The organism is bacterium (genome assembly GCA_035281585.1).
Lineage (GTDB): Bacteria > UBA10199 > UBA10199 > DSSB01 > DSSB01 > DATEDP01.
Window position 1 is genome coordinate 1 of record DATEDP010000020.1, and the last position, 11,765, is coordinate 11,765.

Here is an 11,765-nt window from a genome sequence, read left to right on the forward strand (position 1 = left end):
AAGAAACCCCTTAAAGCCAAAGAAGATTCCCTCCCCTTTGTAAGGGGAGGGTGAGGGAGGGGTAGAGACTTGCGTCATGCAGTCATTTTGCATGATCCCAACGCTCTACCTCCCCCCGCCCCTCCTTACAAAGGAGGGGAAACCGGGATTAGAGGACCCCTTTATATGGACGCCGCATCGATCGAAACCCTCCTCCAAGAGAGGACGCCGCCGCGCCCCGAGGCTGGTTGGCAGGACCGGCTCCGCGCCCTGGCCCGCGGGGAGCTGCGCTTCGAAGAGCCGCTGAAACGCCACACCACTCTCCAGATCGGCGGGCCGGCCGACGTCTTGGTCTATCCGGCCGACTTGGACGACTTGCGAAAGATCATCGAGTTCGCCCAGGCCCAGCACGTTCCATGGATGGTCTTGGGTTGGGGCAGCAACGTCTTGGTCCGAGACGGCGGCATCCGCGGCATCGTCTTCCGGCTGCAAAAGACTTTCACTCGCTTCGAGGTGCTCGACGAAACCGACAGTGAAGTCCTGATCGACGTCGAGTCGGGCGTTCCGTTGCCTAAGGTCGTGGAGAGCGGAAAGCAAAAGGGCTGGAAGGGCGTCGAGACCCTCTACGGAATCCCCGGCTCGGTCGGCGGCACCCTCAAGATGAATGCCGGCACCCGCTTGGGCGAGATCAAGGAATTCGTCGAGGAGATCACCGTGCTCCGGCCCGACGGGACGGTCCACGCCTATCCCAAGAAGAAGATCAAATTCGAATATCGCAGCTCCAATCTACCCTCGAAGGAGATCGTGATCTCGGGCAAGCTGCGCTTCCAAAAAGGCGACCCGGCCGCGGTCCAAGAGGCGGTGACGGCTTACCAGAAGAAGCGCCACGAATCCCAGCCGCTGGACCTGCCCAACGTCGGCTCGGTGTTCAAGAACCCCGACAAGGGCTTCGCCGCCCAGATCATCGAGGAGTTGGGCCTCAAGGGCGTGCGGGTCGGCGGCGCCCGGATCAGCTCCAAGCATTCCAATTTCATCGTCAACGAGAACGAGGCCAGCGCCAAGGACGTGCTGGTGCTGATCGGGTTGATTCGCGACAAGGTCAAGGAAGAGCTCGATCTCAAGCTCGAGCTCGAGGTCAAGGTGATCGGAGAGGATGAGCTCCTTTAAGGACAAGATCGTCGGCGTCCTGATGGGCGGGCTTTCCAAAGAGCGCGAGGTTTCGCTGAAGAGCGGGGCCGCCGTCCTCGACGCGCTTTTGCTCCGCGGCTTCGACGCGGTTCCGATCGACGTCGGCCCCGACATCGTCCAACAACTGAAGGAGAAGGCGATCGACGTCGCCTTCCTCGCTCTCCATGGCCGCTATGGCGAGGACGGCTGCATCCAGGGCCTGCTCGAGATCCTCAACATCCCTTACACCGGCTCTTCGGTCATGACCTCGGCCCTGGCGATGGACAAGTACCTGACCAAGGACGTCGCCCGCCAGGAAGGCTTGACCACCCCCGATTCGGTTTTTTTCGACGCCTTCGTCGAAAACATCGACGGCTTTTTGGCCAATTTCAACTTGCGCTTGCCGGTGGTGGTGAAGCCCAGCCGCGAAGGCTCGACCATCGGCATCGCCAAGGTCGGGGACCGGGCCGAGCTGAAGGCCGCCGTCCTGGCCGCCGCCCAGCTCGACAGCCGGGTTTTGATCGAGGGCTTCGTCGAGGGCCGCGAGGTCACGGTGCCGGTGCTCAACCAGGAGCCGCTGCCGGTCCTGGAGGTCGTGCCCAAGAACGGCTTCTACGATTATCAGTCCAAGTACACTCCGGGCGCGACGACCTACACCTGTCCGGCCCAGATCCCCGAGGATTGGACCCGCCGGGTCCAGGACGAGGCCAAGCGAATCTACCGCCGCCTCGGTTGCGAGGGCGTGGCCCGGGCCGATTTCATCTTCGACGCCCAGGGAACGCCCTGTTTTCTCGAGATCAATACCTTGCCCGGGATGACCGGGACCTCGCTGGTGCCCAAGTCGGCCGCGGTGGCCGGGATCAGCTTCGGCGAGCTGGTGGAGAAGATCCTGGATAGCGCGAGGCTCAAGATCCAGTGAAGAAACGCAGCCCCCTCATCCGTCGGAAGAACGTCAAGAAAGAGGCCAAGCGCCGCCGCTTCCGCTTCCTCGGCCGGGCCGTGCTGGGATTGGCTTTGGCCGGGGCCATGATCTGGGGCGGGCGGATGGCCCTGATGCGCTTCGACTTCTTCGCCCTCCGCAAGATCGAGATCCTCGGTGCGCCCCAAAGCCTGAGCCAGGCCGAGATCCTCAAGCGGAGCCAAGTGACCCTCGGCACCAACCTCTTCAAGATTCCGGTGGCCCAAGTGCAGGGCCGCCTGCTGCTTCATCCTTATTTCAAGTCGGTTTCGGTCCAGCGCCGGCTGCCCCATAGCTTGGTCATCGACATCCGGGAGCGCCTGCCGGCCTTCGTGATGAACGCTTCGGACCGGCTCTTCTACGTCGATGCCGATGGCGAGATCTTCAAGGACATCAGCGACAGCGACGACAGCCGCGATCTGGTGGTGCTCTCGGGTTTCGACGAGGATCAAATCCTGCTGGAGGCTTCGACCACCCGAAAGCGCATCGCCGACGCCGCTCTGCTGCAAAAACTTTTCCGCGAGACCGATTTCGGCGCCGCGATGGGGCTCAGCGAAATTCAGTACGAAAAAAATATTGGATTTACCCTCTACCCAGAAAAGAAAAAGTATAGTATCAAAATGGGACTGAAGGACTTCCCGGAAAAGCTTAAAAAGTTTCAGGAAATCTGGGAAAAAATCGAGAAGTCTAATTCGCGGATTTCCTCCATCGACCTCAATTATCCGGGAAAAGTCCTCATGACTTTGTAGTATTCGGCTGTTTGGACGCAGCCTAAAACCTGGGAATTTAGAAAAAATGGCCAAGAAAGAGGATCTGATCGTCGGTCTCGACATCGGCACCACTAAGGTCTGCGCCGTCGTTGGCGAAGTGACCGAGGACGGCATCGACATCATCGGGATCGGCTCCCACCCCAGCAAGGGCCTGCGCAAGGGCGTCGTCATCAACATCGAATCGACGGTCGAATCGATCAAGCGGGCGGTCAGCGAGGCCGAGCTGGTCGCCGGCTGCGACATCACCTCGGTCTATGCCGGCATCGCCGGCGGCCACATCAAGGGCATCAATTCCCACGGCATCGTCGCGGTGAAGGACAAGGAAGTCGGCGAAAACGACCTGGTTCGGGTCATCGACGCCGCCCAGGCCGTCGCCATCCCGCTCGACCGCGAGGTCATCCACGTCATTCCCCAGGAATACATCATCGACGACCAAGACGGCATTAAAGAGCCCCTCGGCATGTCCGGCGTCCGGCTCGAAGCCAAGGTCCACATCGTCACCGCCGCCGTGACCAGCGCCCAGAACATCGTCAAGTGCGCCAACCGCTGCGGCCTCAACGTCGCCGACATCATCCTTCAGCCCCTGGCCTCGGGCGAGGCGGTTCTGACCCCCGATGAGAAGGAACTGGGCGTGGCCCTGGTCGACATCGGCGGCGGCACCACCGACATCGTGGTTTTGTCCGAAGGCGCGGTGGTCCATACCTCGGTTTTGACCCTCGGCGGCAACCACGTCACCAACGACGTGGCGGTCGGCCTGCGAACGCCGGCCAGCGAGGCCGAGCGGATCAAGCAAAAATACGGCTGCGCCCTGAGCTCGATGGTCCAGAAGGACGAGACCATCGAGGTCCCCTCGGTCGGCGGCCGCAAGCCCCGGATCCTTTCGCGCCAGATTCTTTCCGAGATCATCGAGCCCCGGGTCGAGGAGATCTTCTCCTTGGTCCGCCAGGAGATCCTCAAGTCGGGCTACGACGACCGCATCGCCAGCGGCGTGGTCATCACCGGCGGCAGCACCATCTTGGAGGGGATGCCGGAGCTGGCCGAGCAGGTCTTCAACATGCCGGTCCGCCGCGGAGTGCCTCGGGCCATCGGCGGCCTGGTCGACGTGGTCAAGAGCCCGATGTACGCCACCGGCGTGGGCCTGGTCATCGCCGGATCCAAGGGCAACGACGCCACCCGCTTCAAGGTCCGCGAATCCAACATCTACGCCAAGGTCAAAGGCCGGATGAAGGAGTGGTTCGGCGAGATTTTCTAATCTCCCGGCCATGAGCCCTCTCCCCATCTTCACTTTTTGGGAGCCCCGGGAACGGATGCCGGCCTATATTCGGCTCTGCATCCGAACTTGGGAAAAGCATCTCCCGGATCATCCTCTGATTCTGACCGACCATTCCAATATCGAAAATTACATCGGGAAGGACACCTTCGACCTCGAGATGCTGAAGACCCTGGGTCTGGCCGCCCAGAAGGACGCCTATATGGTCGCGATCCTGAAGCGCCAGGGCGGGATCTTCATGGATGCCGACACCTTGATCGGCGGCGATATTTCCTGGTTTTTGGAGCATCTTAGGGAAAGCGAGATCGTCCTCTTCGGCCTCCACATGGGTTTCATGGCGGCCCGGCCGGGGGCCAAGATCCTCACGATTTGCGAGGAAGGGGTTCGGGAGCGGCTCGAGGAGCTGCGGCAGGGTCCGGCGCCCTTCAAGAACGAATGGGATTACGTCGGCAACAGCGTCCTGACCGACGCCATGATTGAGCTCAGCCTGAATCTGCCCTTTGGCCGGACCTTCGACCGCCTCTGGCGGTCGCGCCGGGCTTACCATTCGGCCTCGAAGAGTTTTTGGCAAAAGGTCGCCAATCAAAGGAGGTGGCTGGTCAAGCTCGGGCCTTATCGCCGCTACTTCAAGAGCCTCCCGCCCAAGAAACATGGCTTCATCGCCGAGAACCGCCATTTCGGCCGGCGCCACGATTCGGTGCAGAAGTTCCGCCGCTTTTGGCTGGATCCCAAGCTCGAAGTGCCCGATCTCTTCCGGCCCGGCGCCAATATCATCGGTTTGCACAATTCGCGGATGCCCGAATGGTATCGCGCGCTCTCCGAGGAAGAAGTGCTGCGGCAGGGCGGGCTGCTATCGAGGACTCTTCGCCGCCTCCTGTCCGAGCGCTGACTCCATAGTTTTGTGCAACTTTTAAGCTTAATGGTCGATCATTTCTCTCATCTATGACGGCTCCTCGGATCTCTCCATTTCGCTTGCCAGGGCCCGTGGGCGATATCCCTCCGGCGGATTCTTCAGTTCAGGAATCGCCCCGATTCGATCGCCAATCGATGATTCGCTCCGCATTGTCGGATCCGCCGGTCTTTCATTCGCCGGAATGGCGCAAGCAATCGCCCCTACTGTTTTCTCCTTGGAATCTTTTGCTTTTGACCGGTTGCAGCTCTCATGGGCCCTTGACCGGGGATGAGCCTCCGCCTTTGGATGGAGGAAACATCGACGGATCCGAAGGGGGATCGGGTGGCGGTAGCGGCGACGCGGGCGGCGGGCCTGTTTTGCCTCCGCCTCATGTTCAGATCGAGAATAGCCTCCGGTTTCACTTGGCAATGCCCGGAACCTCCCATTCCCTTTTACGTCGATGGTCGGTAGGGGAGGGTGGGCTGACCTACGGTTTTGCAACCGACACCGAGGGCCGCATCTATACCGCTACCCGCGACTATGCCTATTCGCTCAACCGGGATGGCCAGATCCTTTGGGCCACTCCTTGCTCGACGATTCATGGCTGCTCCGCGGTCGCCGCTACCGACGAGGCGGTTTTCATCGCCGGCTCGAACGGTGAGATTACCCGTCTAAACCGCGAAAGTGGCGGGCTCTCCTGCGAATATGTTCCTACCGATTTATCGACCGGCCCCCAGCCCGGCAATTTTTTGATCGCCGACAACCGGGTGGTCGAATTGCTCCTGGGTCCCCTACCGATGGCGGTGGTGGCATCCGCTTCGGACTGCACCGAGCAGTACCGTTTGGCCAGCCCCAACGGCCAGCAGCCAGGGGCCGCCGTCGCCGATCCAGCGACCGACCGTCTAGCGATCTCTTGGGACAATGCGGGGGGAAGCGGCGCGGTGTTCACCAGCCATCGGCTGGGCTTGGGCCTGCCGATTTGCCAGGCGACTGCGGCCCAGGAAAGCTTCCGCTTCTTGCTTCACGGTGGATACGCCTGGAGCGGGTGGTCGGCTTTGCGGGGGCTATCCTTGGACGATTGCTCCGATTTCGGAACCGTCTTTACCTCTTCTCACGGAAGCTACGGCGATGTCCGGGATATCAGCTTCGACGCGGCCGGGTCTTCGCTCCTGATGCTCGGGAATGGTTATTACAATGCCGGACTTTTCGTGCTCGACCCTCAGACTCTGGAAGAGCGGGCTTTCCACTCGAATTTCACGATGAATCCTTCGACCCCATTAATTTCCTTGAATAAGTTCGCGGTCGGAGGAGCCTGGGTTTTCGTGCCCGATGGAAGCGCCTTGGATGCCGGCCGAGTTCGAGTGCTACGGGTCGAGGACGAAGGAGTCTCCGAAATTTTCGCTTTCGACCAAGGCCGCGTGACGAGTCGTGGAGACCGTTTCATCGATGGCGGGCTTTATTTAACCCAGATCCAGCGAGGAGGAGGCTCCTCGCCGGATACCCCGCTGGTGGCTTATGAGGCGGGAAGCGGAGCTTTCAACGGCCAGGGCAATGTCGTGGGCGGAGCCGACGGCAATAAGCACTGCGAATCCTGCTTGGAGGACTTGAGATGGGCCGAGGTGACCTGCACGCCCCAGGCGGAGGCCTTTGATTGCGAGCTTAGCCACCTTTATTCATTTCCCATTCTTGGCGCCGCCACTTTCGCCAATTTACCTCCAGGGAGCTGGGACATTGCGGAACAGCCGGCCGGATTTTCGGCTTCCGGCGTCAGCGGCGAAACAATGATTCCCGGACCTTTCTTGCCAGGGCTACCCCGTATTTTTCGACTGACGCCGCGCTAGCTAGCCGCTTGTCGTCCATTTCGAGAAGGTTTTTTCTAGCTAAAGCCCTACTTTCAATTTCGGTTATAAGCTCCCATAAATAGAAAGCGGAAAAAATTCAGAACTTCATTTTCGCCGCGCCGGATGCGGTCAACGGGCCCCTAAGGGCGATTTTTTTGTTGGGTTTCTCGACAAAAGAAGTATAGGGTCTCGATAAATCGAGGATTTCTTCCATCCTCGATGTTCTCTTCCTAGGTCCCCAATTAAATTCCAATCATGAATCGTCGGCTGCTTTGCGCCGTCGATAACGCCGACCTTGAGAGGAGAGCCTCATGTTCGAATTCGAAGAGAACCTCGCCCAGAACGCCAAGATCAAAGTCATCGGAGTCGGGGGTGGCGGCGGCAACGCCGTCAACACCATGATCCGGGCCAAGCTCGACGGCGTCGACTTCGTGGCCGCCAACACCGACATTCAAGCGCTCAAATTCTCCGACGCCCCGATCAAGATCCAAATCGGGACCAAGGCCACCAAGGGCCTGGGCGCCGGCGCCAACCCCGAGGTCGGCCGCAACGCCGCGATGGAGGACCAGAACACCATCGCCGAGGTCCTGGGCGGCTCCGACATGGTCTTCATCACCTGCGGGATGGGCGGTGGCACCGGCACCGGCGCCGCCCCGGTCATCGCCAAGATCGCCAAGGAGCTGGGCGCCCTGACCGTCGGCGTCGTGACCCGGCCCTTTTCCTTCGAGGGCAAAAAGCGCTCCAAGCACGCCGACCTCGGCATCGAGGCCCTCCGCGAGAGCGTCGACACCCTGATCGTCATCCCCAACGAGCGCCTGCTGACCGTGGCCGGCAAGGACACGGCCATGATCGACACCTTCAAGATGGCCGACGAGGTCCTGCTCCAGGCGGTGAAGGGCATCAGCGACCTCATCACGATCCCCGGCCTGATCAACCTCGACTTCGCCGACGTCCGGACCATCATGGGCGAGATGGGCATGGCCCTGATGGGCACCGGCACCGGCCAGGGCGAAAGCCGGGCGATGGAGGCGGCCCAAAAGGCGATCAGCTCGCCGCTCCTCGAGAACGTCTCGATCAACGGCGCCACCGGCATCATCATCAATATCACCGGCCCCGCCAACATGACCCTCTTCGAGGTCAACGAGGCCAGCAAGCTGGTCCAGCAAGAGGCCCACGAGGAGGCCAACATCATCTTCGGCGCGGTCATCGACGAGAAGATGAAGGACGCCATGCGGGTCACCGTCATCGCCACCGGCTTCAACAAGGAAGTGAAGAAATCGAATTACGCTCCGGCCACCATGCTGCCGAAGTACAAGACCGGCGTCCATGCCGGCGCCCCGGCCGCCAGCAGCCTGCCTCCGGCGCCCTCGCCGGTGGTCATCCGCTCCAGCGCTCCGTCTCATGAGCCGGCGCCGGCGGCGGCAGCGGCCGCTACTTTCGAGCGCCACGAAGCCCCCCAACCCGATATCCGCGCCAAATTCTTCGCCCGCGAGGCGCCGACTTTGGACGATGACGACCGCCAGTTCGACCTGCTCAAGCCCCGCGGCGGCGGCGAGGTCAGCGAGCTCAAGAAGCTCGTCGCCGAGATCGGCGTGGTCGACATGGGCCAGGACGAGTACGACATTCCCACTTTTTTGCGAAAGCAGGCGGATTAATTTCCCTCTCCCCTTGCGGGAGAGGGGGCGTGGCCTAAAGCAAATGCTTGCTTTGCCACACCCCCTGTCCCCCGGCCCCTCCCCCGCAAGGGGGGAGGGGGGATCTTATGCCAAGGAAGAATTCTGAAAAACCAGAGGCCCCCGAGTCCCGTGGCTATCTCCACGAGATCATGGGCATCGTGTCGCTGACCTTCGGGATCTTCGTCATCCTTTGTCTCTACTCCTATTCGCCGCGCGATCCCTCGCTCAATTCGGCGGCCGGCGGCCGCGACATCCAAAATTACGGCGGCTTGGTCGGCTCTTATCTCGCCGACCTGCTCATCTCGGGCTTCGGCCTGGGTAGCTTCCTGATCGCCTCCTTCCTGCTCTTGGCGGCCTACCTCTGCTTCACCAAGAAGCGGGAGCGGATCCGGGTGCCCGAGGCCCTGTTGCTGGCCCTTTCCTTGGTCATGGCTTCGGTGCTCTTCCAGCTCAAATGGAACACCATCTCGCTCTTCGGCCAAACCACCTTGGCCGGCGGCTTGGTCGGGGCGGTGGTCGGCGAGCAGCTTCGCCGCTACCTGAGCGACGCCGGCTCCTACCTCTTGGTCATCTCGGTCGGGCTCTTGGCGCTGATCTGGGGAACCAAGATCTCCTTGGTCGAGCTTGGCCGCCTGGTGAAAAACTTCTTCGTCGGGATCTTCGCCAAGATCGGCTCGGTCTTCACGATCTATCGGGCCCGCTTGGAGAAGTTCTTCGAGAAGCGCCGCTTGGAAAAAGAGCGGGCCGAGAAGGAAGCCCAGGCTCAAGCCCGGACCGCGCTGCCCGCCGCCAAACCCAAGATCAACATCCAGCGCCGCGAGGTCGAGGCCAAGCCAGCCGCGCCGGCTCCGGCCGCCGCCAAGAATCCCGAATTGCCGCCCCCGCCGCCGGTGGCCGCCGGGGCTCCCGCCGCCGGCGGCGGCGCCGAGCCCAAGATCTTCCAGCGGACCGCGGTCAAGAACGAGGTGAAGAAGGAAGACCAGCTCCCGATTCAAAAGCTCTCCGGCGATTTCGAGCTGCCGCCGATCGGCCTGCTCGATCCGGTGCCGGCCAGCGCCGCCGAGCAAACCGTCGACGAGGAGAGCCTCAAGGCCTCCTCGATGCTGCTGGAGAGCAAGCTCCGCGATTACGGCGTCGAGGGAAGGGTCACCGAAATCCATCCGGGGCCGGTGGTCACGATGTACGAGTTCGAGCCGGCGGCCGGCGTCAAGGTCAACAAGGTCACCAACTTGGTCGACGACCTCTCGCTTTCGATGGGCGGCCGGCCGGTCCGCATCGTGGCGCCCTTGCCGGGCAAGCCGGCCATCGGCATCGAAATCCCGAACCACGAGCGCGAGACCGTCTATTACAAAGAGATCGTCGCCGATGCCCGCTTCCAGAAGGCCGAGTCCAAGCTGACCCTGGCCCTGGGCAAAAACATCGAAGGCATCCCGGTGGTCGCCGACTTAGGCAAGATGCCGCACTTATTGGTGGCCGGCGCCACCGGCGCCGGTAAATCGGTCGGCTTGAACTCCTTCATCCTGAGCTTGTTGCTGCGCAACACGCCCGAGGACGTCCGCTTCATCTTCATCGATCCGAAGATGCTGGAGCTGTCGATCTATTCCAATATCCCGCATCTTTTGTTGCCGGTCGTCACTCAACCCAAGAAAGCGGCGATGTCCTTGCGTTGGGCGGTCTCCGAGATGGAGCGGCGTTACCGGCTGCTCTCCGACGGCCAAGTCCGAAACATCGCCGGCTACAACAAGAAGTTCGAGAAAGGCGGCTTCAAGGACCATCAGCCCCAGCCGACCGCCGAGGGCGAGATGCCGATCACCCACGACGCCAAGCTGCCCTACATCGTCATCATCATCGACGAATTAGCCGACCTGATGATGGTCGCCGGCCGCGAGGTCGAGGAGTACATCACCCGCCTGGCCCAGATGGCCCGGGCCGCCGGCATTCACATGATCCTGGCGACCCAGCGGCCCTCGGTCGACGTCATCACCGGCATCATCAAGGCCAACTTTCCCTCGCGGATCGCCTTCAAGGTGACGAGCAAGCACGATTCCCGGACCATCCTCGACTCGATCGGCGCCGAACATCTCTTGGGCAACGGCGACATGCTCTTCATCCCGCCGGGCCTCTCCAAGCAGATGCGGGTCCACGGCGCCTATGTCAGCGATCAAGAGGTGCTGCGCATCGTCGATCACCTCAAGGCCCAAGGGCGCCCGGTCTACAACGAAGAGATCATGAACATGAAGGATCCCACCGAGGCCGGTCCCGGCGGGATGGAAGAGGAGAGCGACGAGCTCTACGATCAGGCCGTCTCGGTCGTCACCGAAACCGGCCAGGCCTCGATCAGCATGGTCCAGCGCCGCCTCCGCATCGGCTACAACCGGGCCGCCCGGATGATCGAGCGGATGGAAGCCGAAGGCATCGTCAGCGCGCCGATGGGCGCCAAGGGTCGCGAGGTTTTGGCGCGGGGCTACGGTACCGAAGGTTAGATTCCCTCCAGGTATTACTTCTCAATTTACTTCCCAAAATGGGAACAAATAACAGTGCCAGGCTATTCATTAAACATTTGAATTTATTAAATATTTAACATTTTTAAGTTCGGCATTTCGATTGCAAGTACGACCCTCGGAGGTGTTATGTCCGAGGGAAGAGCTTTAAAGCCTAGATTCGATAGCGTTGCCTTTTACCCCTCTCCGGAAGGGGATATTTTTTCGCAAGCCGGTGGGACCGATGCGAACGGGATCTCGAGCGAACATCGGCGATATCGCGAGGAGCTGAAGAAGCTCTTGGGGCCGATGGTGCCGGCCTTGCTGCGGGACGGCTGCGGCGCCTTGGATGTTGGTAAGGTCAAGATTCAGGACTTTGCCGAATTCAAAGAGTTCCTTCAGCGCCAAGCCGAGCTGAACGACGGCAAATCTTTTCAGAACCCCTACCGGGATCTGCTCGAAGACGAAAACTTCGAGCCTCTGCTTAAATTACTCTACCAAGAGATCGATTCCGACTTTTACACCGTCATCTCGGTCACCGAGACTGAAGCCCTTTTCAAGGAATTCCAAGCCAAGCTCATCGAGATCGATGCCGACGTCTTCGTTCGGAACCAATACAACTCCAAGGAAGGCCGGGAAAATATCCGCCATGTCTTGGGCGACGTCTCAGCCTTCACCAAGGACCAACGAAGCGATGTCTTGAAGTCGGTGGCCAAAGCCGCTGAGGAGGAA

At 60.9% G+C, this 11,765-nt stretch carries 9 protein-coding genes; all 9 read left to right on the forward strand.

Annotated elements, in window-relative coordinates; genetic code table 11:
- The first annotated feature begins 165 nt into the window (after positions 1–165).
- Positions 166–1,146 (forward strand): UDP-N-acetylmuramate dehydrogenase, encoded by a 981-nt coding sequence (gene murB / locus VJR29_01305; protein HKY62032.1) that lies wholly within the window; start codon positions 166–168, stop codon positions 1,144–1,146.
- Complete coding sequence (locus tag VJR29_01310) at positions 1,133–2,065, forward strand: D-alanine--D-alanine ligase (protein HKY62033.1); 933 nt, start codon at positions 1,133–1,135, stop codon at positions 2,063–2,065. Before murB ends, VJR29_01310 begins: the two co-directional genes overlap by 14 nt.
- Positions 2,062–2,853: an FtsQ-type POTRA domain-containing protein gene (locus VJR29_01315; GenBank protein HKY62034.1), complete on the forward strand. Its 792-nt coding sequence runs from the start codon at positions 2,062–2,064 to the stop codon at positions 2,851–2,853. Before VJR29_01310 ends, VJR29_01315 begins: the two co-directional genes overlap by 4 nt.
- Before the next feature lie 46 nt (positions 2,854–2,899).
- Positions 2,900–4,126 (forward strand): cell division protein FtsA, encoded by a 1,227-nt coding sequence (ftsA, locus tag VJR29_01320; GenBank protein HKY62035.1) that lies wholly within the window; start codon positions 2,900–2,902, stop codon positions 4,124–4,126.
- Between the two features lie 10 nt (positions 4,127–4,136).
- Complete coding sequence (locus VJR29_01325) at positions 4,137–5,033, forward strand: capsular polysaccharide synthesis protein (GenBank protein ID HKY62036.1); 897 nt, start codon at positions 4,137–4,139, stop codon at positions 5,031–5,033.
- 158 nt (positions 5,034–5,191) lie between these two features.
- Positions 5,192–6,877, forward strand: a complete 1,686-nt coding sequence (locus tag VJR29_01330) for a hypothetical protein (GenBank protein HKY62037.1) — start codon at positions 5,192–5,194, stop codon at positions 6,875–6,877.
- A 311-nt stretch (positions 6,878–7,188) separates the two neighbouring features.
- Complete coding sequence (ftsZ, locus tag VJR29_01335) at positions 7,189–8,532, forward strand: cell division protein FtsZ (protein HKY62038.1); 1,344 nt, start codon at positions 7,189–7,191, stop codon at positions 8,530–8,532.
- Between the two features lie 107 nt (positions 8,533–8,639).
- Positions 8,640–11,036 (forward strand): DNA translocase FtsK 4TM domain-containing protein, encoded by a 2,397-nt coding sequence (locus VJR29_01340; GenBank protein ID HKY62039.1) that lies wholly within the window; start codon positions 8,640–8,642, stop codon positions 11,034–11,036.
- A gap of 306 nt (positions 11,037–11,342) precedes the next feature.
- A partial coding sequence (locus VJR29_01345) for a hypothetical protein (protein ID HKY62040.1) occupies positions 11,343–11,765 on the forward strand: 423 nt, incomplete at its 3' end.

What these genes read in the sequence shown, in the direction of transcription:
- murB (HKY62032.1), top strand. Translation starts at nt 166, where the DNA reads ATGGACGCCGCATCGATCGAAACCCTCCTCCAAGAGAGGACGCCGCCG.
- VJR29_01310 (HKY62033.1), top strand. Translation starts at nt 1,133, where the DNA reads ATGAGCTCCTTTAAGGACAAGATCGTCGGCGTCCTGATGGGCGGGCTT.
- ftsA (HKY62035.1), top strand. Translation starts at nt 2,900, where the DNA reads ATGGCCAAGAAAGAGGATCTGATCGTCGGTCTCGACATCGGCACCACT.
- VJR29_01325 (HKY62036.1), top strand. Translation starts at nt 4,137, where the DNA reads ATGAGCCCTCTCCCCATCTTCACTTTTTGGGAGCCCCGGGAACGGATG.
- VJR29_01330 (HKY62037.1), top strand. Translation starts at nt 5,192, where the DNA reads ATGATTCGCTCCGCATTGTCGGATCCGCCGGTCTTTCATTCGCCGGAA.
- ftsZ (HKY62038.1), top strand. Translation starts at nt 7,189, where the DNA reads ATGTTCGAATTCGAAGAGAACCTCGCCCAGAACGCCAAGATCAAAGTC.
- VJR29_01340 (HKY62039.1), top strand. Translation starts at nt 8,640, where the DNA reads ATGCCAAGGAAGAATTCTGAAAAACCAGAGGCCCCCGAGTCCCGTGGC.